22 protein-coding genes are annotated in these 23,371 nt (G+C 64.5%); 18 read left to right on the forward strand and 4 right to left on the reverse strand.

Annotated elements, in window-relative coordinates:
* Window positions 1–90: 90 nt before the first annotated feature.
* Window positions 91–1,737, reverse strand: a complete 1,647-nt coding sequence (locus IDH44_RS16730; protein ID WP_190919602.1) for a PucR family transcriptional regulator — start codon at window positions 1,735–1,737, stop codon at window positions 91–93.
* A 299-nt stretch (window positions 1,738–2,036) separates the two neighbouring features.
* Here IDH44_RS16730 and IDH44_RS16735 point away from each other — a divergent pair, with 299 nt between their 5' ends.
* From IDH44_RS16735 to IDH44_RS27445, 12 genes are all read left to right on the forward strand, one after another.
* Complete coding sequence (locus tag IDH44_RS16735) at window positions 2,037–3,287, forward strand: Zn-dependent hydrolase (protein ID WP_190919604.1); 1,251 nt, start codon at window positions 2,037–2,039, stop codon at window positions 3,285–3,287.
* Between the two features lie 64 nt (window positions 3,288–3,351).
* Window positions 3,352–4,788, forward strand: a complete 1,437-nt coding sequence (locus tag IDH44_RS16740) for an ABC transporter substrate-binding protein (protein WP_190919607.1) — start codon at window positions 3,352–3,354, stop codon at window positions 4,786–4,788.
* A 52-nt stretch (window positions 4,789–4,840) separates the two neighbouring features.
* On the forward strand, window positions 4,841–5,752 hold the full coding sequence (locus IDH44_RS16745; protein ID WP_190919609.1) for a sugar phosphate isomerase/epimerase family protein: 912 nt from the start codon (window positions 4,841–4,843) through the stop codon (window positions 5,750–5,752).
* A 93-nt stretch (window positions 5,753–5,845) separates the two neighbouring features.
* Window positions 5,846–6,799, forward strand: coding sequence for a carbohydrate ABC transporter permease (locus tag IDH44_RS16750; protein ID WP_190919611.1), 954 nt, complete (start codon window positions 5,846–5,848; stop codon window positions 6,797–6,799).
* Window positions 6,800–7,636, forward strand: a complete 837-nt coding sequence (locus IDH44_RS16755) for a carbohydrate ABC transporter permease (RefSeq protein WP_190919613.1) — start codon at window positions 6,800–6,802, stop codon at window positions 7,634–7,636.
* A gap of 34 nt (window positions 7,637–7,670) precedes the next feature.
* A complete protein-coding gene (locus IDH44_RS16760) occupies window positions 7,671–8,747 on the forward strand; it encodes a Gfo/Idh/MocA family protein (RefSeq protein ID WP_190919615.1) in 1,077 nt (358 codons plus the stop codon).
* Window positions 8,747–9,703 (forward strand): nucleoside hydrolase, encoded by a 957-nt coding sequence (locus tag IDH44_RS16765; RefSeq protein WP_190919616.1) that lies wholly within the window; start codon window positions 8,747–8,749, stop codon window positions 9,701–9,703. The genes IDH44_RS16760 and IDH44_RS16765 overlap by 1 nt, the downstream gene beginning before the upstream one ends.
* A gap of 58 nt (window positions 9,704–9,761) precedes the next feature.
* Complete coding sequence (locus IDH44_RS16770; protein ID WP_190919618.1) at window positions 9,762–11,228, forward strand: CoA-acylating methylmalonate-semialdehyde dehydrogenase; 1,467 nt, start codon at window positions 9,762–9,764, stop codon at window positions 11,226–11,228.
* Between the two features lie 115 nt (window positions 11,229–11,343).
* Window positions 11,344–12,738, forward strand: coding sequence for an aspartate aminotransferase family protein (locus tag IDH44_RS16775; protein ID WP_190919790.1), 1,395 nt, complete (start codon window positions 11,344–11,346; stop codon window positions 12,736–12,738).
* A gap of 2 nt (window positions 12,739–12,740) precedes the next feature.
* Window positions 12,741–13,880: an alanine dehydrogenase gene (gene ald, locus IDH44_RS16780; RefSeq protein ID WP_190919621.1), complete on the forward strand. Its 1,140-nt coding sequence runs from the start codon at window positions 12,741–12,743 to the stop codon at window positions 13,878–13,880.
* Between the two features lie 153 nt (window positions 13,881–14,033).
* A complete protein-coding gene (locus tag IDH44_RS16785) occupies window positions 14,034–14,225 on the forward strand; it encodes a hypothetical protein (RefSeq protein WP_190919623.1) in 192 nt (63 codons plus the stop codon).
* A 55-nt stretch (window positions 14,226–14,280) separates the two neighbouring features.
* Window positions 14,281–14,508, forward strand: a complete 228-nt coding sequence (locus tag IDH44_RS27445; RefSeq protein WP_190919625.1) for a hypothetical protein — start codon at window positions 14,281–14,283, stop codon at window positions 14,506–14,508.
* 40 nt (window positions 14,509–14,548) lie between these two features.
* On the opposite strand, the gene IDH44_RS16795 is transcribed toward IDH44_RS27445, so the two are convergent.
* Window positions 14,549–15,736 (reverse strand): acyltransferase, encoded by a 1,188-nt coding sequence (locus IDH44_RS16795; RefSeq protein ID WP_190919627.1) that lies wholly within the window; start codon window positions 15,734–15,736, stop codon window positions 14,549–14,551.
* Window positions 15,737–16,052: 316 nt separating this feature from the next.
* Between IDH44_RS16795 and IDH44_RS16800 the strand changes: the two genes are divergently transcribed.
* From IDH44_RS16800 to IDH44_RS16810, 3 genes are all read left to right on the forward strand, one after another.
* Window positions 16,053–16,454, forward strand: a complete 402-nt coding sequence (locus IDH44_RS16800; protein WP_190919629.1) for a LytR/AlgR family response regulator transcription factor — start codon at window positions 16,053–16,055, stop codon at window positions 16,452–16,454.
* 78 nt (window positions 16,455–16,532) lie between these two features.
* Complete coding sequence (locus tag IDH44_RS16805) at window positions 16,533–17,201, forward strand: futalosine hydrolase (RefSeq protein ID WP_190919631.1); 669 nt, start codon at window positions 16,533–16,535, stop codon at window positions 17,199–17,201.
* A 5-nt stretch (window positions 17,202–17,206) separates the two neighbouring features.
* On the forward strand, window positions 17,207–18,049 hold the full coding sequence (locus IDH44_RS16810; RefSeq protein WP_190919792.1) for a 1,4-dihydroxy-6-naphthoate synthase: 843 nt from the start codon (window positions 17,207–17,209) through the stop codon (window positions 18,047–18,049).
* A 99-nt stretch (window positions 18,050–18,148) separates the two neighbouring features.
* Here the strand turns inward: IDH44_RS16810 and IDH44_RS16815 are convergent, their stop codons facing one another.
* Together IDH44_RS16815 and IDH44_RS16820 are read right to left on the reverse strand one after the other, a co-directional pair.
* The gene (locus IDH44_RS16815) at window positions 18,149–18,727 is read right to left on the reverse strand and encodes a beta-class carbonic anhydrase (protein WP_190919633.1); all 579 of its coding nucleotides are present in this window, start codon (window positions 18,725–18,727) and stop codon (window positions 18,149–18,151) included.
* A gap of 111 nt (window positions 18,728–18,838) precedes the next feature.
* Entirely contained in the window at window positions 18,839–19,666 is an 828-nt protein-coding gene (locus IDH44_RS16820) for a class I SAM-dependent methyltransferase (RefSeq protein ID WP_190919635.1), read from the reverse strand.
* Between the two features lie 266 nt (window positions 19,667–19,932).
* Between IDH44_RS16820 and IDH44_RS16825 the strand changes: the two genes are divergently transcribed.
* The 3 genes from IDH44_RS16825 to IDH44_RS26665 are packed head-to-tail and all read left to right on the forward strand — an operon-like array spanning window position 19,933 to window position 23,327.
* Entirely contained in the window at window positions 19,933–20,640 is a 708-nt protein-coding gene (locus tag IDH44_RS16825; protein WP_190919637.1) for a polyphosphate polymerase domain-containing protein, read from the forward strand.
* Window positions 20,641–20,681: 41 nt separating this feature from the next.
* The gene (locus tag IDH44_RS16830) at window positions 20,682–21,368 is read left to right on the forward strand and encodes a DUF4956 domain-containing protein (protein WP_190919640.1); all 687 of its coding nucleotides are present in this window, start codon (window positions 20,682–20,684) and stop codon (window positions 21,366–21,368) included.
* Between the two features lie 18 nt (window positions 21,369–21,386).
* Window positions 21,387–23,327 (forward strand): CotH kinase family protein, encoded by a 1,941-nt coding sequence (locus tag IDH44_RS26665; RefSeq protein WP_223869767.1) that lies wholly within the window; start codon window positions 21,387–21,389, stop codon window positions 23,325–23,327.
* The last annotated feature ends 44 nt before the right edge of the window (window positions 23,328–23,371 follow it).

Below are 23,371 nucleotides of genomic sequence, written 5' to 3' on the forward strand. Positions count from 1 at the left end.
GCTGCTGCGGACCTTGATGTTCGCAGCAGCCTTTTTTTGCAGCCGTTTCGCCTTGAAAACATAGCCGGCCCGACAAGTACAGGCCTTTGATCATTGTGCGCCCCCAAGCGGCGGCCGGCTGGCATATTCGTGCGCATGGACGGCCAATTCAATGGCCGAACGCTTGGGCGGCAGCAGGAAGTCCTCGCCGAGCAGTTCCTTCAGCTTGTCGATTCGGTGGTAGAGCGTCTGTCGCACGACGAACAGCGCTTTGGCGGTTTCGTTTTTGGCGCCGGACAGCTCCAGCAGCGTGCGCAGCGTAGCGTAGAGCTGACCGCCGTGCTCGCGGTCGTGGTCGAGCACGGGTGTCACGTAATCCCGGCAGAAGGTCTGGAAGACCGGATTGCGCTGCAACTGATGCACCATTCGATAGATGTGAAGGTCGCGGTACAGCGGACTGTCGACAACCCCGCTGGCATGGCGGATATCGAGCGACCTGAGCGCCGCTTCGTAGCTGGCAGGCAGCGACTCCGGCGCGGTGAAGGACGGTCCCACGGCGTACAATGGGCCGTACAGCGGAGCGGGACTGGCGGCGTCGAGCGCGCGGAGCTCGTCCATCAGCCGGCGTGCGTCGTCTGCGGAATCCGGCGTCTGGCGCCGCGCGAGTACGACGTAGACGATGCGGCCTTCCCGCCATTCCGGCAGCAGCGTGTACCCGTGCTTGTCGAATAGGCGGCGCGCCATCAGCTGGCGCTGCAAGGCGCTGCTCTCGAAGTCCGGCAGATCGGCAGCGGCGCTCTGTGGTTCAATTACGATGACCGTCTTGACGCAGTCGGGCCGATAGCCGGGCAGCAGCGCGGCCTGCTCGGCCAGATCGCGCGCACCGATCGTTCCCTTCAGCCAGGCGCCGACCCATTGGTGCTCGGACAGCTTGCGCTTCTCCTCGTTGTAGAGCGTGCGCAGCAGCTCGTGCGCGACCGCGGACGCGCAGCGCTCCAGCGCCTGCTGCTCGAAGGCGCCGAGCGGCCGATCGGCGTCCGCCAGCAGCGCCAGTTGAGCGAATTGGCGGTCCATGACGGCGATCGTCCGGCAGATGACCTGGTCGGTGCGGACATCGGCCTGCGCGGCCGTATCGTGCTGCCCATCAAAAGCGCGTGCGGCCAGCGCCGCAGCCCGCGTCCGCCCGGGAACCGGCGGCGCGCAGTACGGCTGTGCGCCGACGTCGTCGCTGCGACGATAGACGACCTGGGCCCGCACGGTGCGCTGGAGCTCGCCGAGCAGCGCGGCCATGCCTTTGCCGGAGAGGGCGAGGCTGTCGAGCCGCTGGCCGAACTGCGACAGCTCGGCGTTCATCTGATACTGCGCATTGATCAGGTGCGTGTGCAACTCGCGCGTGATGTCGATGTATCGCACTTCATGGTAAAAGAATATGAGCGGAAAATCAGCGTCCATCGCCATGCGCTTCATGCGCTCCAGCGGCTTCTTGGTATACGTCCCCAATTCGACGCATAGTCCCGCCGCCTCGCAGCGAATCAGCTGCTGCAAAAAGGAAGCGCTCTTCTCCTCGTCGTCCTGCCAGCCGATCCCCGTACATAGAATCAGCTCCTGGCCGCTCAGCAAATGGCCGACCTCGGTGACCTCCATCACGTGCACCCACTTGACGATACGCTCCAGCGCCTTGTCGTTGGCGAATATGACAGCCCCTTGAAAGATCGGCCTTCTTACAATGTCCTGCACCGTTAACGTTGAAGTCTGCATGATCATCGCTTCCTTCTTCTAGGATGTCAAAGTTATTTTTTGTTTCGCAATGTGAGATTATCGTACACCAAAATATAAAATATTGAAAGAGTGGTTCGTTGCCAGTGGACAATCTGTCCATACTAGGCCGATCCGGCGCTGCGCCGCTTCGGGGCCGCCTCGGCAGCGATCATGTAAGCCATTACGAGGCCTGCGAGTCGACCGCCGCACGTTGCGAGATGTGACAGGTTGTCTAATGCCGAAGCTGCGCCATGCCCGTATACTCAGCCTCATACCTGAGAGCAAACGGAGGGGCGACGATGCAGCAAAGGACGATAAACGGAGGGCGTGTCTACGCCCGCATCATGGAGCTCGCCGAGCTGGGCAAGCTGGGGGACACCGGCGTCTGTCGTCTGGCGCTGAGCGAAGAAGACCGCGCGGCGGTGCAACTGGTGAAGGGATGGATGGAGCAGGCCGGCATGACGGCCGCAATCGACGCCTTCGGCAACCTGATCGGACGTCTGCCGGGAGCGGACCCCGAGGCGCCGGCGGTCATGCTCGGCTCGCATATCGATACGCAGCCTTACGCCGGGCGCTTCGACGGCATCGTCGGCGTCGTCGGCGCGATCGAGGCGGTGCAGACGATGCGCGAGCAAGGCATTCGGCCGGCGGTGCCGATCGAGGTCGCGGCTTTTTGCGACGAGGAGGGCACCCGCTTCAATAAGGGGCTGTTCGGCTCGCGGGGACTGGTCGGCATGCTGGAGGAAGGCGAGCTCGAGCGCACCGACCGGGACGGCGTGACGCGCCGCGAGGCGCTGCTGGCGTTCGGCGGCGACCCGGCGAGGTTCGCCGAATCGCGTTACCCGCCCGGGCGGCTCGGCGCGTACCTGGAGCTGCACATCGAGCAAGGCCCGGTGCTGGAGGCGCTGGACTGTCCGGCCGGCATTGTGACCGGCATCTCGGGCCCGCTGTGGCTCACCGTCGAGCTGCAGGGCTATGCCGGACATGCCGGCTCGGTGCCGATGCACATGCGCCGGGACGCGCTGGCCGGCGCGGCGCGCATCGTCACCGTGCTGCACAGCCTCGCCGCCCGCGACAAGACGACGCCGTCGGTGGCGACGGTCGGCTCGCTGAATGTGTTCCCCGACTCGCGCAATATCATTCCCGAGAAGGTGCGCTTCACCGTCGATCTGCGCGACATCGACCTGGCTCGCAGGCAAGCGATGGAGCGGGAGCTGTACGACAGCATCGACAGCATCTGCAAGGAGCATGGCCTGACCTATACGATCCGCGAGGATACGAACAGCGAGCCGCGCTATTGTGATCCGGCGATCATGTCGGCGATCGCGGAGTCGGTCGAGGAGCTCGGCGGCAGCGTGCCGCAGCTGATGAGCGGGCCGTTCCACGACGCGCTGGCGATGTCGCATTATTGCCGCTACGGCATGATCTTCGTCCGCTGCAAGGGCGGCATCAGCCACAATCCGCAGGAATTCGCCAGCGAAGAAGACGTGGCCTACGGCACGGAGCTGCTGTACAGGACAGCGCTCAAATTGTGCGAACAGCAGGCCTGATGAGCGGTGACCGGCGCCGCGAGGCGCTTGGCATAAATGAACCATATCCGAGGAGGGACCAGGGATGTTGGAAGAGCGTAATGGGGCAAGCCAAACGGCAGGGGGCAAGAAAGCGGTTCGCAAGAAGGCGGCACTCGCGGCAATGGTAACGGCTGCGATGCTGCTGCTCGCCGCTTGCGGCGGCAACAATGACGGCACAAGCGGCGGCAACAGCGACGATGCCGGCGGCGCGAATAACACTGCGGGCAACGGGGAGTCGACGGCAGTCGAAGGATCGGTCGAGCTGAAGGTATTCGGCGGCTCGGCGAGCGATGCGCTGGGCGCGCGCGCCGATAATCAGAAGGAGATTGAGCAGACGGTACTGGACGGCTTCATCGCCGAGAATCCGGAGGTCAAGTCGGTGACCTGGGACGCGCAGGGACCGGTCGCCGATCAGGTGACGCGGATGATGACGGCCAATCTGGGCGGCGAATACATGGACATGGTCGCCTGCGCGGCCAATCCGACCAATACGACCTTCATCGACAAAGGCATCCTCAAGGACATCACGGCCGACATCGAACCGTTCAAGGACCGCATCGATCCGTCGGCGCTGAACGCCTACTCGCGCGACGGCAAGGTGTACGGCATCCCGATCGCGACGATGTCGACCTCGACCTTCTACTACAACAAGGATCTGTTCGCCGAGCTCGGACTCGAAGTGCCGACGACGTACGAGGAGCTGCTGACCGTCTCCGAGGCTGTCAAGGAAGCGGGTCATATGGCGGTCATTCATCAGGGAAAAAACGCCTGGTACTGGCCGATGTGGCTCATGGAGACACTGGCGCAGACGTCGGGCGACTCCGTCGGCAAGACCGAGTCCAACCTGAGCGGCGAGACGAAATTCACCGACGAAGCCGATGTCGAGGCGCTGCGCCTGGTCGGTCAGTTCGTCGAAGACGGCATCATTGACGGCAATACGCTCACCGTCGACACGGACGGCATGCGCAGCGCCTTCGCCTCACAGCAGGCGGCGATGTACTACGGCGGCACGTGGGAGCTGTCGTGGCTGCAAGACAATGTGACCGATTTCGAATACGGAGCCTTCGAATTCCCCAAGCTGCCGGATACCATCGGCGATCCGAAGCACGGCGGCGGACCGGACTACGGCATCTGCGTAAGCAGCAATATCAAGGACGACAATCAGGAATACGCGATCAAGCTAATGGAATATCTGACGCGTCCCGAGGTCGCCGATCAGTACCTCGGCATCTACAAGCCGATCTTCGCCTCGATCGAGGGCGTGACGCTGTCGGACGAGCCGATCGCGCAGGATCTCCAGGGCCACTATGATAATACGGTTCGCTTCCTCGACTGGATCTGGCCGGTCGAAGTGAAGGATGCGATCGCCTCGTCGCTGCAAGGCATCGCCGGCGGTATGGTGAGCGCCGAAGAGGCGGCGGCGACGATCCAGGCGGCTTATGACCAACTCGTTGCCGACGGCTACGTCTACGGCGAATAATTTTGGCGGGGGGGCGCATACGCGGCGCCGCCCCTTTGCCGAGAGGAGCGATATGATGACACCGAAGCAATTGTTCGACATCGGCTATCACCTGAACACCTGGGATCTCAGCGGTCAGATGGATACGGCCTTCCAGACCTTGTCCGAGGCCGGCATCAAGTGGTACGAGCCGCTGGTCAAGGACAGCATGAGCGATGACTTCTGCCGCCGCTATATCACGCAGCGCAGCGTCGCGCTGCCGCCGCGGCACAGCGACGTGTACATGCTGGAGCGGATCGCGGCCTTCAGCAACGCCGAGCTGGATCACGATATGAAGCTGGCGGGGCTGTATGTCAACGCGGAGATGCTGCGTCCGAATCTGTGGCCGCACGAATGGGCCGTCATTCAGGCGACCGTGCGGCTCTTGCGGGCGTACGGCTCCGATCTGCTGATCATGGGCGGGGGACCGGCGGCACGCTTCCGGCCGCATGCGCCGGAGGAGTATCGCGCCTTCGCCGACAAGCTGGAGGCGATCGGCGCCTACACCGCCCGGCTCGGCATCCGCACCGTCTACCATCCGCATATGGATTGCTTCATCGAGACGCGCGAGCAGCTCGACCGGCTGATGGACATCCTGGACACGTCGCTGGTCGGCCTGTGCGTCGATCCGGCGCATCTGCTGCTCTGCGGCAGCGATCCGGTGGACATCCTGGACACGTACATCGCCCATGTCGGTCACGTGCACTTCAAGGATTGCCGCGGCGACCTGGCCGCGCTGCAGGGTGCAGACCGCTATCGCGCCTTCTGCGAGCTGGGCGACGGTCATGTCGATCTGGCGGGCATGACCCGGGTGCTGCTCAAGCACGGCTACGACAAGCTGGTCATTCTCGAGCTGGACGCCACCGACAAGCCGGCGCGCGATAGCTGTCAGGACAATGTCCGCTATGTGACGGAGACGCTCGGTCTGCAATTGAATGTGAAGTAGCCCCCTATTACCGGATCGGCACAGCAGCCGGCGCGCCTTCCCGACTCGGGAGACGGCCGCCGCCTGTGCGGCTCCGCGACACGCGAGGTGCTTATGGCAAAACAACTGGAAACGACACGCGGCGCAGTAGGCGCCCTGCGCACCGGCAAGCGGCGCGGCGCTGCCGCGCGGCGGACGGCGGTCGAGGGCTACGCGCTCGTGCTGCCGGCGCTGCTGCTGCTCGCCGTTTTTATTCTGTATCCGATCCTCTACGGACTCTACATCAGCTTCCACAAGTGGGATGGCTTCTCGGCGATGACCTTCGTCGGCTGGCGCAACTATGTGAAGGCCTTCACCTCGGACAGCGTCTTCCATCAGGCGGCCCGGAATACCGCGCTGTATGCGGTGGCGATCACGATCGGCAAAAACGTCTTCGGGCTGCTGCTGGCGTTGCTCGTGAGCCGTAAAATCCGCGGCATCCTGTTCTTCCGCACGGCGCTGTTCGTGCCGGTCACGCTCTCTTATGTCGTCGTGGGCCTCTTGTGGGCGTGGATCTACAATCCGTCGTTCGGGCTCGTCGCCAGCGGGCTCGAGGCGCTCGGGCTGGAGAACTGGGTCTATCCGTGGCTCGGCTCCGCCAGTACGGCATTGTGGGCCGTCGTGGCGGTCGAGGTATGGAAATGGGCGGGCTTCCACATGGTGCTGTTCCTGGGCGGTCTGCAGGCGATCCCGGCCGATCTGTACGAGGCTGCGATTGTCGACGGCGCGTCGCCGTGGGCGCGATTCCGCTCCATTACGCTGCCGCTGCTGAAGCCGATTACGTTCATCAGCGTATTCCTGGCGCTCAACGGCGGGTTCGTCCGCAACTTCGACCTGATCTACATCATGACCGGAGGCGGACCGAACCATTCGACCGAGGTGGTGCTGACGCACATGGTGTCCGAGGCGTTCCAGCGGGGCAACCTCGGCTATTCGTCGGCGATGGGCTACCTGCTGTTCCTGACGGTTGCCGTGCTGATCCTAGTTTACGCCCGGACGTTCAACCGCGGCGGCGAAGGAGGGAGATAGATGGGCATGCGGGCAGGGGCACGGCTGGGCAACGGCGCGGCCTATCTCATTCTGGCGCTGTTCTCGGTGCTGACGGTCTATCCGATCCTGTGGGTATTCCTCGGCTCTTTCAAGGAAACGAATGAATTCTACAACCATATCTGGGGCCTGCCGGCCTCGCTGAACTGGGATAATTACGTCCGCGCGTGGGAGATGGCGCAGATCGGCACACGCATGGTGAACAGCGTCATCGTCACGGTGAGCGCGCTGGCGATCCTGCTCGTCGTCTCGACGACGGCCGCCTACGCGCTGTCGCGGCTGCGCTTCCCCGGGGTGACCGTGTTGTACGCCCTTTTTCTGGCGAGCATGATGATTCCGTCGGAGACGACGGTCATCCCGCTCTTCCTGACGGTCAAGGAGATGGGCCTGCTCAATACGCGCCTGGCGCTGATTCTGACGTATGCGGCGGGCGGGCTGGCGTTCAGCATCGTGACGCTGCACGCTTTCCTCAAGTCGATCCCGCACGAGCCCGAGGAGGCGGCGCTCGTCGACGGCGCGAACCGGCTGCAGGTGTTCGCGCATGTCATCCTGCCGCTCGTGCGCCCGGCGCTGGCGACGGTGGTGATCATCCAGGGGATGCATTTCTGGAACGAGTTTTTCCTGGCGCTGATCTTCGTGCGCGACGTGGCGCTGCAGACGCTGCCGCTGGGCATGACGCAGTTCTTTTTCCAATACACGTCCGACTGGACGCTGTACTTCGCCGCGCTGTCGATCGTGACCGCGCCGGTAATCGCGCTCTTCGTCGCGATGCAGCGCCAATTCGTGGACGGCTTGACGGCAGGGGCCGTCAAGGGATAGCACGTGGGAGCAGGCAGAAGAAGGAGGGATTGAGATGAAAAAATTACGCGTCGGTGTGGTCGGCGTCGGCAAAGTCGCGCAGATTATGCATCTGCCGTTCCTCAGCGAGCTGCCGCAGTATGAACTCGCCGCGCTCTGCGACGTCTCGCCGCAGCTGCTGCGCGCCATGGGCGAGCGCTACGGCGTGGAGCGCCGTTACTTGGACTACGCCGAGATGATCCGCGCGGGCGGGCTCGATTGCATCGCGGTGCTGACGATGGACCATCCCGGCCCGGTACTGGCCGCGCTGGAAGCGGGCATCCACGTGCTGGTGGAGAAGCCGCTCTGCTTCGATCCGGCCGACGGCCGCCGCATGGTGGAGACGGCCCGGCGCAAGGGCGTGCAGCTGATGGTCGGTTACATGAAGCGCTACGATCCCGGGTACGCGTACGCCGCCGAGCTGATTCGCGAAATGGCGGACATGCGGCTGCTGCGCGTGCATGATTTCGCCGGCGACTTCCGCATCGGCGACGCCATGTACACGCTGGAGGGCGCAAGCGATATTCCGCCGGAGGTGCTGAAGGAAGGGCAGGCGCGCGTCGCGGCGAGCGTGCGCGCCGGACTGGGCGCGGGCTACGAGGACCTGGCCGCGCTGTATCAGTCCTTCCTCATGCTGTGCAGCCACGACCTGGCGGTGATGCGCGGACTGCTCGGCGCGCCGCAGCGCGTGCTGCACAGCGATGCGCCCTCGGACAAGGCGCTGCTCGCGCTGCTCGACTACGGCGAGGGCCGGCGCTGCGCGGTGGAGATGGGCATGTGGGCCGGTTACTCCTGGTGGGACGAGCAGGTGGTCGCCTACGGGCGCGAGCGCATCGTCACCATCGCGTTCAAAAATCCGTACGCCCAGTACGTGCCGACGGTCGTGCAATCCCGGCATACGGAGCACGGCAAGCCGGTGGAAGCGCGAACCGTCGCCTCCTGCGAGGAGGCGTTCCGCAACGAATGGCTGCATTTCCACGAGGTGATCACGACCGGGGTCCCGCTGCGCACGCCGGGCGAGGACGGTCTGGCCGATGTGGAGCTGGCGCTGCAGATCGTGCGCGCCGCGCAGGCGAAGGAGGTATCGCATTGATGACGGACGTACGGCGCAAGATCATCCTCGACTGCGATCCGGGGCATGACGACGCGGTTGCGATCCTGCTGGCGGCAGGTCACCCGTCGCTGGAGATGCTGGGCATCACCACGGTCGCCGGCAATGCGGACGCCGACAAGACGGCGCGCAATGCGCTGCAGGTATGCGAGGTCGCGGGGCTGCCCGAGACGCTGCCGGTATGCGCCGGCGCGAGCGGGCCGCTCGTGCGCCCGCGGCTGCCGGCGTCCAAGGTGCACGGCAGCTCGGGCATGGACGGCCCGGTGCTGGCGCAGCCGCGCCGGGCGCTCGCGCCGGAGCATGCGGTCGACTTTATCATCCGCATGCTGCGCGAATCGGCGGGCGACGTGACGCTCGTCCCGGTCGGACCGCTGACCAATATCGCGCTGGCGCTGCGCAAGGCCCCGGACATCGCGGCGCGGATCGAAGAAATTGTCGTCATGGGCGGCGCCTACTTCGGCAACAAGACCCCGGCCGCGGAATTCAATCTGTACAACGACCCCGAGGCGGCGCGCATCGTGTTCGAGAGCGGGGCCAAGCTGACGATGGTCGGACTGGAGCTGACCCATCAGGCGGTGGCGACGCCGGCCTTCCTCGCCGAGGTGGCGGCGCTGGAGGGCGCCGTGCCGCGCTTCGTCAGCGAGCTGTACGCCTTCGTCACGCAGACGTACAAGGCGGTGTACGGCATGGACGGCGCGCCGGTGCACGATGCGTGCTGCGTCGCCTACTGCATCGATCCCGAGCTGTTCACGACGCGCCATCTCAATGTCGTCATCGAGACGCGAGGCGAATACACGGCCGGCATGACGGTCATCGACCGCGGCGGCGTCACCGGACGGCCGCCCAACGTCGATGTCGCCGAGCGGCTGCGGCAGGAGCGATTCTGGCCGCTGCTGCTGGAGACATTCGCACGCTACGGTCAAGACGGGACCGCCTAGCCGCTCCCGGTCGGGGGTTCCATCAGCACAGATACAACCAGAGGAGGCGCTTATTGTTATGCCGCATACCGCAGAGCTAGCATACGGACAACTGAAAAATTACATCGGCGGCGCATGGACGGACTGCCCCGAGGCGGAGCTGCTGGACGTGCCCAACCCGGCCACCGGCGAGACGCTGGCGCGGGTGCCGCTATCCACGAGCGGCGCGCTGGACGCGGCGGTCGCGGCGGCCGCGGAGGCTTATGACGGCTGGCGGCGCACCGCCGTGCCGCGCCGGGCGCGCATCCTGTTCCGCTACCAGCAGCTGCTGGTCGCGCACTGGGACGAGCTGGCGCGGCTCATCACGCTGGAGAACGGCAAGAGCTACGCCGAGGCACAGGGCGAGGTGCAGCGCGGCATCGAATGCGTGGAATTCGCGGCTGGCGCGCCGACGCTGATGATGGGCGAGCAACTGCCCGACATCGCCACCGGCATCGAGTCGGGGATGTACCGTTATCCGCTCGGCGTCGTCGGCGGCATCACGCCGTTCAACTTCCCGATGATGGTGCCGTGCTGGATGTTCCCGCTGGCGATCGCCTGCGGCAATACGTTCATCCTGAAGCCGTCGGAGCGCACGCCGATTCTTGCCTGCCGCCTGGCGGAGCTGCTGGCCGAGGCCGGCCTGCCGGATGGCGTGTTCAATCTCGTACACGGCGCGCATGACGTCGTGAACGGCCTGCTGGAGCACGAGGGTGTGCAGGCGATCTCATTCGTCGGCTCGCAGCCGGTCGCCGAGCATGTGTATAAGACCGCCGCCGCGCACGGCAAGCGCGTGCAGGCGCTCGCCGGCGCCAAGAACCACTCGATCGTGATGCCGGATGCCGATCTGGACGCGGCGGTGACGAATATCATGGGGGCGGCCTACGGCTCGGCGGGCGAGCGCTGCATGGCGGCGGCGGTCGTGGTCGCGGTCGGCGACGTCGCCGAGCCGCTCGTCGCGCGGCTGCGCGAGGCGGCGAACGCGCTGACGATCGGCGACGGCCTGGCGGACGGCGTATTCCTCGGCCCGGTCATTCGGGCCGAGCACAAGGCGCGCACGCTGGGCTATATCGAGCAGGGCGTAGCGGAAGGCGCCGCGCTGGTGCGCGACGGCCGCGCGGACGCGGCGGCGAGCGGCGCGGGCTACTTCGTCGGGCCGACGCTGTTCGACCATGTGCGACCGGACATGACGATCTGGCGGGAGGAGCTGTTCGCGCCGGTGCTGGCGGTTGTGCGCGCCGCCGATCTGACGGAGGCGATCGGCATCGCCAATGCGTCGGAATTCGCCAACGGGGCCTGCCTATACACGGACAGCGCCCGCGCCGTCCGGCAGTTCCGCGAGGAGATTGACGCCGGCATGCTCGGCATCAATCTGGGCGTGCCGGCGCCGATGGCCTTCTTCCCCTTCTCGGGGTACAAGAAGTCGTTCTACGGCGATCTGCACGCCAACGGCAAGGACGGGGTCGCGTTCTACACGCGCAAAAAAATGGTCACGGCGCGCTACTAAGGCGCGGAGAGGAGGAAGTACGATGGCATATGATTCGATGTCGGCCGCATCGGCAGCAGGTCGGGCCGGACGGGCGGATGCAGAGGCGCCGAGCCCGGATGGCCATGCGTCCCGCATGGACACGACGGCGCCAGTCGCCGACGAGCAAGCGGCGCGAGCGGATGCCAGGGAGTTGGCGGCCGCCGACCGGGCGCATCTATGGCATGCGATGACGCCGTACAATGAAGCGCGGCCGCCGATGATTGTGGCCGAGGGGCAGGGCGCCTGGATCGCCGATCTGGAGGGCAACCGCTTCCTCGACGCGATGTCCGGTCTGTGGTGCGTCAATGTCGGCTACGGCCGCGAGGAGCTGGCGCGGGCGGCCTACGAGCAGATGAAGACGCTGGCCTATTACCCGCTCATGCACAGCCACGAGCCGGCGATCCGGCTGGCGGAGCGGCTGAGCGAATGGCTGGAGGACGAGTACGTCGTCTTCTTCTCCAACAGCGGCTCCGAAGCGAACGAGACGGCCTTCAAGATCGCCCGTCAATACCAGCAGCAGATCGGGCAGCACGCTCGCTACAAGGTGGTCTCGCGCTATCGCGCCTACCACGGCAATACGATGGGAGCACTGGCAGCGACGGGGCAGGCCCAGCGCAAGTACAAGTACGAGCCGCTCGCGCCCGGCTTCGTCCATGTGCGGCCGCCCGATCCGTATCGCCGGCCGGAGGGCATGGACGAAGCGGAATACGGCCGCCAATGCGCGCGCGAGCTCGAGGAGACGATTCGCTGGGAAGGCGCGGAATCGGTCGCGGCCGTCATCATGGAGCCGGTCATCACCGGCGGCGGGATGCTCGTGCCGCCGCCGGACTACCTGCGGCTGGTGCGGGAGGCGTGCGACCGGCATGGCGTGCTGCTGATCGTCGACGAGGTGATCTGCGGCTTTGGACGCTCGGGGCGCAAGTTCGGTCATCAGAATTACGACGTCAAGCCCGATATCGTGACGATGGCCAAGGGGCTGACGAGCGGCTATTTGCCGCTGTCGGCGACGGCTGTGCGGCGCTCAGTGTACGAGGCGTTTCAAGGCACGGAGGACTATGAATATTTGCGCCACGTCAATACGTTCGGCGGCTCGCCGGCGGCGTGCGCGCTCGCGCTGGCCAACCTGGAGCTGCTCGAACGCGAACAGCTCGTGGAGCGCTCCCGGCTGCTCGGCGAGCGGCTGCGCGCCGGCATGGAAGAGCTGCGCGAGCATCCGCTGGTCGGCGATATCCGCAGCTTCGGCCTGCTGCTCGGCATCGAGCTGGTCGCCGACAAGCAAGCCCGCACACCGCTGCCGGTGGAGCAGGTGACGCGGCTCATCGCCGCCTGCAAAGCGCGGGGTCTCATCATCGGCAAAAACGGCGACACCGTAGCAGGGTATAATAACGTGCTCACCTTCGCGCCGCCGCTCGCTTCGACCGACGAGGACCTCGCCTTCCTGCTCGCCACGTTCAAGTCGGTCATGCATGCAAGCGAAAGCGAGGGATAGCCATGATAATCGGAGTGCCGAAAGAGATCAAAAATCACGAGCGCCGCGTCGGCATGACGCCGGCGACGGCTCACGCTTATGCGTCGGCCGGTCATGAGGTGGTCGTCGAGACGGCGGCGGGGGCGGCCATCGGGTACCGCGACGCGGACTACGAGGCGGCCGGCGCCCGGATCGGCCGTGATGCGGCCGAAGTATGGGGCGCGGCGGAGATGATCGTCAAGGTCAAGGAGCCGCTGCCGGAGGAATACGGCTACTTCCGCAGCGGGCTGCTGCTCTACGCCTATCTGCACCTGGCGGCGGAGCCGGGTCTGACGCAGGCGCTGGCGGAGAGCGGCGTGACGGCGGTGGCATACGAGACGATCCAGCTCGATAGCGGCGCGCTGCCGCTGCTCTCGCCGATGAGCGAGGTGGCGGGCCGGATGGCGGTGCAGATCGGCGCCAGCTACCTGGAGGGCCATCATGGCGGCAAGGGGCTGCTGCTGGGCGGCGTGCCCGGCGTAGCGCCGGCGCGCGTCACGATCGTCGGCGGCGGCATCGTCGGCGTCAATGCGGCCCGGATCGCGCTCGGCATGGGCGCCGAGGTCAGCATTCTCGATATCAATCCGGAACGGCTGCGCCAGCTCGACGACCGCTTCCACGGACGCGTGCGGACGCTGATGTCGGACGCGCATACGCTCGCCGGCGCGGTGCGCGAGGCCGATCTGCTGATCGGCGCGGTGCTCGTCCCGGGCGCGCGCGCGCCGCGGCTCGTCAGCGAGGCGATGGTGCGAGCGATGAGCCCGGGCTCGGTGATCGTCGACGTGGCGATTGATCAGGGCGGCTCGATCGCCACGATCGACCGCATCACGACGCATGACGATCCGATCTATATCAAGCATGACGTCGTCCACTATGCGGTGGCCAACATTCCGGGCGCCGTGGCGCGCACGTCCACGCAGGCGCTGGCCAATTGCACGACCGCGTATGGCCTGCGGCTGGCGGGCGGTCCGCTGCGCGAGGCCGCGCTGGCCGATCGCGCGCTGGCGCGGGGCATCAATGTCCTGGGCGGGCGGATCGTCTGCCAGGCCGTGGCGGAGGCGCACGGCTATCCGCATGAGGCGCTGGAGACGGCGCTGGCGCGCGGCGCGGGGATCGGAGCCTAGTCGAGACGGCTTCTAGGACGACTGGCGCAGGTGGCGGCAGGCGGATCTGAGCGCGGATCCGTACTTGGCCGGCCGGACATGCCGCGCCGTGTGAGGACGCACGTCCAGGCATGTGCTACAATGGACCCATTAGTCCTAAAGGGGGATCGTGCCATGCTGGAGAAGCTGACGCGACGCGGCAAAATCATTTTTTACAGCGGGTTCGCGGCTTGTGTCATCGGCTTGCTCTTCAACGCCCGGGTCGGTCTGATCGAAGCCGTCGACGTGCTGTCGATGCCGCTGCTGCTGCTCGGGATTGCGGCGATGCTGATGTCCAATATGTATAAGAAAAAACGCCGTTCGTAACGCGCTGATGCGGCCGAACGCACACCGTCAAGCCGTCCGATGTCCCGCGCGGAGCATGCTCCGCCCGGGAAGTCGGACGGCTTGTTCCGGTTATTCCTCAGTATGCATTTTTGAGCGATTTGTCGGCGGAGGGCCGCGCATCGTCAGCGCCTTCGCGGGCGGCGGCATCATCGCGATGGTCGCTTCGACGATGATGCCGGAGGCGTACGAGGCGGGCGGACCGCTGGTCGGCATCGTGACCGCGCTCGGGGTCTTCCTGTCGATGCTGCTCGATCGGCTGTAGACGCGCGCAGCATGAGGCGTGTCGCGTGCGCCGCCCGGGCTCAGACGCCGGAGCTCGTGTCGACCGGCGCGCGCCGCTTCCGGGTCACCTCGGGGCGCCCGGGCTTCGGCAGATTGCCGAATACGATCCAGGAGAAGGGCAGCCAGCGCGCCGTGAGCGACACGACGATCCAGGAGAGGACGAGCGCCGTCGCCCAGCCGCCGGCGTACCACAGATGCACGAGCATCGAATTGCCGGTCTCCAGCGGATGCAGGCGGTATTCGAACAAGAAGAACGGATGAATGAGATAAATGCCGAACGACAGCGCGCCGAGCCGCTCCAGCCAGCGGTTGATCCAGCGCGGCGCTTTGCGGTACACGACGTAAGCCAGCATGAGGAGCACGGCCGTCCCGAGATACGTGTGCGCGTTCCACAGGAATTCGTACAGCGTCGTATTGTAGCGCGTCCCGTACAGGCGCGCGTTGTACCAGATGTAGACATGCGCCGTACCGGCGGTCAGCCAGGCTGCGCCAAGTACGAGCCAGAAGGCGACGCGCGGCGCGCTCACGGTGCTGCGGCGAATCTGGAACCAGGCCTTGATCCGGGGGAAATAAATGCCCAGACACGCGCCCAGCATAAAATAAGCCATGTAAGAGAACGCCCAGCTGCCCTTATTGGGCACCTCCCAATAGGCTTTGTTCAGCAGCACGAAGCCCCATTGCACGGCCAGTCCGATCGGTATGGCCCAGCGCGCCAGCAGCGGCGCTTTTTTGAACAGCCACAGGGTAAGCGGGAACAAGACATAGAATTGAATGCTGATGAACACGAAATACAAGTGCGTGTAGGCTTTGCCGGTCAGCAGCTTGGAAAAGAAGGAGTCCATCGTCTCGTCAAAAGGCCGGCCCTGATAATAATGATGGTGCAGCAGGGCAAAATAAAAAACGGAAAAGAGCAGGTACGGCACAATGATATACAGCAGGCGCTTCTTATAAAATCCGCCGATCAGCTGCGCGGTGAGCGGCCGGGAATAGTAATTATAAAAGAGCACGAAGCTGCTCAGAAATATAAAGGTCGGGGTGCCGTGCTTCATAAATACGTTCAAAAAGTTATATAGCCCGTAATAGCCCGAATTTGTCATCTCGACCGTAGCATACGAAGTGGAATGCACGAACAGCACGCCGAGAATGGCAAAGGCCCGCACGAGCTGCAGCTCCGGAATTTTTTCTTTTTTATCGGGTTGGGCGTCCATCGCTACCACTCCTCTCTATGCTGCTCGCAGGCTTGTGCGACCCGGCGATCGCCGGGTTGGCGAAACGCACTGAACAAGCCGCCTACAGGCAAGTATGTTCGGTTGCGGCAGGCTTGTCAACACTGCGCAGGGCGCAAAGCGCAATTTGGCGAAAAAGGATCGAATCGGAAATCGGGTCGATTCCTTGGCTATTCCGATCAGAATTTGTTCAGAGCCGGGGAGTATGATGGGCATACTACGAAAGATATGCTTGTGCAGGACGAGGAATCGGCGCGTTGCATACGGCACGGCGCGGAGCAGAGGGGGGAACCAGAGGATGCGGGTGTTTTTAATCGATGCCGACGCGCGATTTTTGCGTCATTTTGAGCGGCAGCTGCAGGCTGTCGCGGAGACTCAAGTCGTCGGATCGGAGCGTGATCCTCGCCTCGCGCTGGAGCGTGTGCCGGCGCTTGCGCCGGATGTCGTATTTTTGGATGTGCTGTTGCCCGGCATGTCGGGCATCGGCCTCGCCAATACGCTGCTCGAGGCGCTGCCCGAGCTGCAGATCGTCTATGTCACGCGCGCGCGTCAGTATGCGCTGCAGGCCTTCAATCAGCAGGCGGCAGATTATCTGCTGAAGCCGGTCGAGCCGCTGCGCCTGGCGCGCTCGATCGACCGGCTTCGCCGCATGCGCGCCGAACGGACGGAGCTGCGCGCCTCGCAGCTCGAACGGGATTGATTCCGGCCGCCATTCGTGGTTCACTGTAAGAAGTGCTGGTCGCGACGACAGCAATCACGAATCGAAAGGACGGGTCCGATGCATACAGACGGCTACAAGCAGGCGCGGCGCGTACTCGTCGTCACCGCGGTAGAGGCGGAGCAGGCGGCCTTGCAGCACGGGCTGGGCGGTGACGGACGATTCACGGCAGTCGCTGTGGGGGCCGGCGCCGCGATGGCGGCAGCGGGCACCATGCAGGCGCTGCAGGAGGATCGCTACGACCTGGTCGTCTCAGCCGGGATTGGCGGCGGCTTCGTCGGACGGGCCGCGGTCGGCAGCCTGGTCGTGGCGAATGCGATTGTCGTCGCCGATCTGGGCGCGCAGACGGCGGAGGGCGGCTTCGTCGCCATCGACGAGCTCGGCTTCGGGACCGGACGCTTCGCCGTCGACGAAGCGGCGGCGCGCCAGCTGCATGCGGCGCTGATCGCCCGCGGCCTGGAGGCTGTGCTGGGGCCGGTGCTGACCGTCTCCACGGCGACGGGGACGGCCGCGACCGCCGCCGAGCTGTGCGCGCGCGTGCCGGGCGCCGCGGCGGAAGGCATGGAAGGCGGCGGCGTCGCTGCGGCGGCGGTGCGCCGCGGCCTCCCGGTGCTGGAGCTGCGGGCGATCTCCAATGCGGTCGGCCCCCGCGATCGCGCCGCCTGGCGCATCGGCGAGGCGCTGGCCGCGCTGGAGGCAGCGGGCCCCGTCCTGCTGGAGGTGCTCTAACAATGCTGCAGATTGCTTTTTCGCCTTGTCCCAACGATACCTTCGTCTTCCACGCACTCGTCCACGGCCGCATAGCGGACGCGCCGCAATTCGACGTGACCTATGCGGACATCGACGTGACCAATGAGCTTGCCGCGAGCGGCCGCGGTCTCGACGTCATGAAAATCTCCTATGCCGCGCTGCCCTGGGTGCCTGAGGATTACGCGCTGCTGCCCTGCGGGGGCGCTCTGGGGCGCGGCTGCGGGCCGCTCGTGCTGACGGCGGAAGCCGCGGACGGCGCGGACCTCGCGCGTCTGGCGGGCCGGCGCGTCGCGGTGCCGAGCGAGCGCTCGACGGCGTACTTGCTCTTCCGTCTATGGGCGGCCCAGCAGGTGCCGGGCGAGCGTCCGGAGATCGTGGTCATGCCCTTCCACGAGATCATGCCGGCTGTGCGCGACGGCCTGATCGACGCCGGGCTGGTCATTCACGAGGCGCGCTTCACCTACGGCCAATACGGCTTGCATCAGGTGGTCGATCTGGGCAGCTGGTGGGAGCGGGATACCGGTCTGCCGATTCCGCTCGGGGCGATCATCGCCCGCCGCGGCCTCGATCTGCCCGCGCTGGCCGGGTGGATCCGCGCCTCCGTGGAAGCGGCCTGGGCCGATCCTGCAGCCTCGCGGGATTATGTCATGCGCCATGCGCAGGAGCTGTCGGCGGAGGTCGCGCAGTCGCATATCGATCTGTACGTCAACAGCTATACGGCCGAGCTCGGCGAGAGCGGCTGCGGCGCGATCGAGGCGCTGCTCGGCCGGGCCGCGGCCGAGGGGCTGGTGCCCCGCATCGACCTGGCAGCCATGCGTGCGTTTTGATTGGACAACCAGGGGGCCCGCCCTCCGGCATTGTGCCGGGGGGCGGGCCCTTTGTCTTGCATATCGATAGAACGTATTGACTTCCTATCTTTGCCGGAATTACTGCTCCGCTTCGATCGGCCGCGTGTCCTCGTCGATCAGATCGAGCGCGCCGGTCGTCGGATCGATGACGAGCCCGTGCACGGGAATGTTGCGCGGGAGCAGCGGATGATTGCGGATGATGTCGACACTGTGCTTGACGCCGTCTTCGGGGCTGTCGAAGCCGCGCAGGAAGCGTTTCATGCTGATCCCCGACTGCTCCAGCGTGTCGATGACGCTGGCCTCGATCCCCTCTTCCTTGAACTTCTCCACCATGGCGTCGGAGTCGAGCTTGGTCATGCCGCAGCCGTGGTGCCCGATGACAAAAACCTCGCGTGCGCCCAGAGCGTAAATGGCAACCAGGATGCTGCGCATGGCGCTCCCGAACGGCTGCGTCAGGATGGCGCCGGCGTTTTTGACGATCTTGACGTCCCCGTTGCGCAGATTCAGCGCCTTGGGCAGCAGCTCCACGAGCCGGGTATCCATGCAGGTGAGGATAACGGCGCGCTTGCCGGGGAATTTGTCGGTGACATATTGCTCGTATTGCTTTTCTTCCACGAAGGATTGATTAAAAGCCATGATGTCCCGAAGTATGGACATGGTTCGATTCCTCCTGCATCCAGTATGGTAATTGACCTATCCTTTCTATTCTGGGCGAATGATTATCATTCGTCAACCGGAAAAGCGAGCCATTGCTGGCAGCCGGAGGGGCTAGACGACGCCGAGGCGCATGCGGTACCCGAATTCGACCGGCTCCTCTCCGTCGCCGAAGCGGGTCCGAGCGGCCGCGCGCAGCGCCGCCAGCTCAGGCTCGAGCGCATCCCGGTCCAGGCGCAGCGCGGCCTGGACGCCGCCCTGGCTCATCGCCAGCCCGACATAACGCTCGGCATCGGCAGGCTCGGCATGATGGAAGACGAGCTCGCGCACGTAGCGGAAAACACCGCTTCTGCGGAGCTGCTCCAAATGGCCTTCCTTGTCCGCCTTGATCGCACGGGCGTCCGGGGTGGAGAGGGCTTCGCCGACCTGGTCGGCCTTGCGCGTCAGCGCCATGTAGGCTCGCTCGACCTCCGCGCCCGCAGCAGGCGGCCAATCGCAGTCGTAGGCGGCGAATACCCCGCCGGTACGGAGCACGCGCGCCGCCTCGCGCAGCGTGCTCTGCGGCTCCATCCAATGAAAGGACTGGGAGCAGGTGACCACGTCGGCGCTGTCGTCGTCAAAAGCGAGGCGATTGGAATAGCCGTGAGCAAAGGACAGGCTGGCCGCAGCCCCGGAATCGCCGCTCAGCCGCGCCTCCGCCTGGGCGCGCATGTCCGCGCCGGGCTCGATGCCGACGATCCGGTCGGCGCGGCCGAGCCAGACGAAGGACGACAGGCCGGTCCCCGATCCCAGATCCAGGACGAGCTCGGGGCGCCGCCCCAGATAGCGCAGGATGAGCGCCGCGGCGTGCGGCGGCGCCTCCGGCCGATAGCGCTGGTAGACGTCTCCGAAGCCCTCGAAGCGCGTGATGTTGCTCGGGCGGTTGCCGCTGGGCATCGTCATGCCGTCACCTCCAATGTGCGAGTACAAATTGCAGCCGCTCCAGGAGCGCGCACGTCTGTTGCTTATCTTCTTAATTGTGCCGAGCGCGCGTGCCGAATGTCAAGCATCCACGCGCTTTGAATTGAAAAGGGATGTGAAGCCAGGCCGGTAAAGCAGCGCATTGATCCGGGGCCTGGGATTGTTAAGGTTTTTTTAAGACTCGTCCGTATACTGGAGGTATGCCGAGGCAATCGCCGGGCAGAGGAACAGGACGAGGAGGCGCTGTGATGCGTGGATTATTCCGCAGGCCGCCCGCCCCTGGCGGACGCCATGAGCTCAAGCATGCCATCACGCAGATGGATTGTACCTTGCTGCGTACCAATTTGCGTCATGTGATGCAGCCCGATCCGCATGCCGGCGCGGATGGCAGCTATCGTATTCGAAGTGTGTATTTCGATAATTTTGACAACAAGGTGCTGACCGAAAAGAAGGAGGGATTTTATCGCCGCGACAAGTACCGCGTGCGGCTGTACAATCTGGACACCGCGCATCTGACGCTGGAGAAAAAGAGCAAGCGCGACAATATGACGTACAAATCGAAGTGTCCGGTCACGGCGCTCGAATACGAGCGCATCCGGCTCGGCGATACGGCCTGGATGGAGACGGATGAGCGCGAGCTGGTGCGCGAGCTGCAGGTACGCATGAAGCAGCTGCAGCTCAAGCCGACGGTCATTGTCGATTATACCCGCGAGGTATTCGTCTATCCGCACGGCAATGTACGCGTCACGCTGGACAGCGACATTCGCACCGGCCTCCGCCACGACGACGTCTGCAACGCGCATGTGCCGATGACGCCGGTGCTCGGTCCGGGGGAGGCGATCCTGGAGGTCAAGTACGATGCGTACCTGCCGGATCATATTCGGGCGCTGCTTCAGATCGGCGCACGCACCCGGGAAGCGTTCTCCAAGTACCAGCTCAGTCGCATGTACGGGTAGGTTGCATATTTGCAAAAAAAGATAATGGAGGCTTGCGCCCTATGGATACGAATCTCACCTTCAACGATATTTTCAAATCGAGCTTTCTCGAAAAAACGGAAAGCTTTTCGCTGACCGATTCCTTGATCGGATTGCTGGTTGCGTTTGCCGTCGGGTTATTCATCTACGTCATCTACAAAAAAACGTTCTCCGGGGTCATCTATTCCCACAGCTTCAACATCTCGCTGATCGTCGTGTCGATGGCCACCGCACTCATCATTATGGGCATCTCCTCGAACGTGCTGCTCTCGCTCGGCATGGTCGGGGCGCTGTCGATCGTGCGCTTCCGTACGCCGATCAAGGATCCGATGGATCTGGTCTATATTTTCTGGTCCATCGTCGCAGGCATCCTGTGCGGTGCGGGCTTTATTCCGCTCGTCATCGTCGGCTCGCTCCTGATCGGGGCGGTGCTGCTCTTCTTCGTCAATCGCATCACGGTGGAGAATCCGTACCTGTTGATCGTCAAGTACCGCACCGCCGAGTTGGAGCGGTCGCTGGAGGAGATCGTCTCCCGCCAATCGCGCAAGCATATGCTCAAGTCGAAGTCGGTGATGCCCGGCGGCGAATACGAGGTGACCTATGAGATACGCGTCAAGGCGCACGAGGGGGAATTCCTCAATGCTATCACAGAGATGGAGGGCGTCCACTCTGCAGTCATGCTGAGCTATGACGGCAACTTTACGGCCTGATGAAGGAGGGCGAAGGCGATGATCCAAAATCGTTACATTGCGTTCGCGGTCGGTCTGCTGCTGCTCCTGCTGGTTGCCGTCATGGCGGTCTTGCCGCGGCTCGGTGTCCAGGCGGCGGCCAATGGCGCCTATGTGGAGCGGGTGTTCAACCAGAATCGCGTCACCCAGGTACAGATCGAGATGAGCGAAGGGGACTTGGCGGAGATGCTGGACAATCCGACCGCGGAGGAAATGTTCAACGCCTCCGTTACGGTGGACGGCGTGCGGGTAAGCGACGTCGGCGTGCGCACGAAGGGCAATTCGTCGCTCTCGTCGGTGGCGCGGATGGAGGATTCGGAGCGGTACAGCTTCAAGATCGACTTTGATTACTACTCCGATCAGAGTCTGTACGGGCTGCGCAAGCTCAATCTGAACAATAACTTCAGCGATGCTACGCAGATGCGTGAATACTTGTCCTACCGCGTGATGGAGGAAATGGGCGTGGCGACGCCGGCCTATTCGTACATGTACGTGACGATCAATGGACAAGAGTGGGGCCTGTACCTCGGCGTCGAAGCGATTGAGGAGCCGTTCCTCGCCCGCAGCTTCGCGGACGGCACCGGCGACCTGTACAAGCCGGAGGGAACGGGCAGCGATCTGAAGTGGATCAGCGACGAATACGACGATTATACCGGCATGGTGCTGAAGACGAATCGCAACGATCCGGACGAGGCGGCACTCCTGGGCATGCTGGAGGCCATCAACACCGGGGGCGATCTGGCGTCCTACCTCGATGTAGACGAGATGCTGCGGTATTTTGCGGTCAACACGGCCCTGGTCAATCTGGACAGCTACCAGGGCACGATGAAGCACAATTACTACCTGTACGAGCAGGATGGCGTGTTTTCCATACTGCCTTGGGATTACAATATGTCGTTCGGGGGCTTCGGCATCGGCATGGGCGGCATGGGCGGCGGCATGGACAGGCGGGAGGGAGCGGCCGGTCTCGATGCCGCGGACGCCGCGCCGCCCCAGTCTGACGCAGCAGAGCAGCAGGCCCCCGACACCAGTGTGAACGGCGAAGACGGACAATCGCCGCCCGCAGGCGCGGATAGTGTCGTTGCCCCGGGACAGGAGCGCTCCGACGGAGACGGGGGCGTGTCGCGCGGGGCTGGCAGGGCGTTCGGTATGGGCGGTGCGGACATGGACTTCGACAGGGGAGGGATGGGCGGCGCGGGCATGAGCGGCGATCTGATGAACGAAGCGAGCATCAACTTCAGCATCACGCAGCCGGTGTCCGGTACGACGCTGGAGGAGCGGCCGCTGCTGAATGCGCTGCTGGAGGTGGACGAGTACCGCGCTGCTTATGAGGACGATTTGGCTTACGTTGCGAACGAATTGTTCAGCGAGGCATATATGGAGCCGCTTATCTCCCAGCTGTCGGCGTTAATTTTGCCTTATGTCGAGCAGGACCCGACCAAGTTCTATACGACGGACGAATTTTTGGAGGGCGCTTCGGGCGACAGCAGTCTGATCGCCTTCATGACGGCGCGGGCGGAATCGATTCGCCAGCAGCTCTCTGGCGAGCTGGTGGTAGAGGCGGCGAGCGGCGGCATGGGGGGAGCCTTCGGAGGCGCGGGCGGCGCACCGCCCGAAGGCATGATGCCGCCTGAGGGTATGGAGCTGCCCGAGGGGATGGCACCGCCGGAGGGCATGGCACCGGGCGGTGCAGACGCGTCCGAGGATGCCGCGCCCCCGCAAGCCGGCGGCCAGGGGGCGGCGCGAGGCGTGACGGAAGGCGGCATGGATGCGCGCGGCGAGTGGCGCGGCGGGATGCAGCCTCCCGGAATGGCGGGAGGGACATCGACGACCGCGAGTCAAGGCGAGCGTCAGGCATTCATCGTAGCGAGCTCGACAGGTTTTCTTGCCTTGGCGGGCGCGATTGTATTTGTACTGCGCTTTCGGCGGCGCGGCCGCTGACCGGATGCGACATATGGAGCCAGAGAGGATCGAACGAGCGCAGC

The organism is Paenibacillus sabuli (assembly GCF_014705605.1).
Classification (GTDB): domain Bacteria; phylum Bacillota; class Bacilli; order Paenibacillales; family Paenibacillaceae; genus Paenibacillus_D; species Paenibacillus_D sabuli.

Excerpts from the sequence above, each read along its gene's own strand:
- IDH44_RS16730 (WP_190919602.1), bottom strand. The coding sequence starts at position 1,737 with ATGCAGACTTCAACGTTAACGGTGCAGGACATTGTAAGAAGGCCGATC.
- IDH44_RS16735 (WP_190919604.1), top strand. The coding sequence starts at position 2,037 with ATGCAGCAAAGGACGATAAACGGAGGGCGTGTCTACGCCCGCATCATG.
- IDH44_RS16740 (WP_190919607.1), top strand. The coding sequence starts at position 3,352 with ATGTTGGAAGAGCGTAATGGGGCAAGCCAAACGGCAGGGGGCAAGAAA.
- IDH44_RS16745 (WP_190919609.1), top strand. The coding sequence starts at position 4,841 with ATGATGACACCGAAGCAATTGTTCGACATCGGCTATCACCTGAACACC.
- IDH44_RS16750 (WP_190919611.1), top strand. The coding sequence starts at position 5,846 with ATGGCAAAACAACTGGAAACGACACGCGGCGCAGTAGGCGCCCTGCGC.
- IDH44_RS16755 (WP_190919613.1), top strand. The coding sequence starts at position 6,800 with ATGGGCATGCGGGCAGGGGCACGGCTGGGCAACGGCGCGGCCTATCTC.
- IDH44_RS16760 (WP_190919615.1), top strand. The coding sequence starts at position 7,671 with ATGAAAAAATTACGCGTCGGTGTGGTCGGCGTCGGCAAAGTCGCGCAG.
- IDH44_RS16765 (WP_190919616.1), top strand. The coding sequence starts at position 8,747 with ATGACGGACGTACGGCGCAAGATCATCCTCGACTGCGATCCGGGGCAT.
- IDH44_RS16770 (WP_190919618.1), top strand. The coding sequence starts at position 9,762 with ATGCCGCATACCGCAGAGCTAGCATACGGACAACTGAAAAATTACATC.
- IDH44_RS16775 (WP_190919790.1), top strand. The coding sequence starts at position 11,344 with ATGGACACGACGGCGCCAGTCGCCGACGAGCAAGCGGCGCGAGCGGAT.
- ald (WP_190919621.1), top strand. The coding sequence starts at position 12,741 with ATGATAATCGGAGTGCCGAAAGAGATCAAAAATCACGAGCGCCGCGTC.
- IDH44_RS16785 (WP_190919623.1), top strand. The coding sequence starts at position 14,034 with ATGCTGGAGAAGCTGACGCGACGCGGCAAAATCATTTTTTACAGCGGG.
- IDH44_RS27445 (WP_190919625.1), top strand. The coding sequence starts at position 14,281 with ATGCTCCGCCCGGGAAGTCGGACGGCTTGTTCCGGTTATTCCTCAGTA.
- IDH44_RS16795 (WP_190919627.1), bottom strand. The coding sequence starts at position 15,736 with ATGGACGCCCAACCCGATAAAAAAGAAAAAATTCCGGAGCTGCAGCTC.
- IDH44_RS16800 (WP_190919629.1), top strand. The coding sequence starts at position 16,053 with ATGCGGGTGTTTTTAATCGATGCCGACGCGCGATTTTTGCGTCATTTT.
- IDH44_RS16805 (WP_190919631.1), top strand. The coding sequence starts at position 16,533 with ATGCATACAGACGGCTACAAGCAGGCGCGGCGCGTACTCGTCGTCACC.
- IDH44_RS16815 (WP_190919633.1), bottom strand. The coding sequence starts at position 18,727 with ATGTCCATACTTCGGGACATCATGGCTTTTAATCAATCCTTCGTGGAA.
- IDH44_RS16820 (WP_190919635.1), bottom strand. The coding sequence starts at position 19,666 with ATGACGATGCCCAGCGGCAACCGCCCGAGCAACATCACGCGCTTCGAG.
- IDH44_RS16825 (WP_190919637.1), top strand. The coding sequence starts at position 19,933 with ATGCGTGGATTATTCCGCAGGCCGCCCGCCCCTGGCGGACGCCATGAG.
- IDH44_RS16830 (WP_190919640.1), top strand. The coding sequence starts at position 20,682 with ATGGATACGAATCTCACCTTCAACGATATTTTCAAATCGAGCTTTCTC.
- IDH44_RS26665 (WP_223869767.1), top strand. The coding sequence starts at position 21,387 with ATGATCCAAAATCGTTACATTGCGTTCGCGGTCGGTCTGCTGCTGCTC.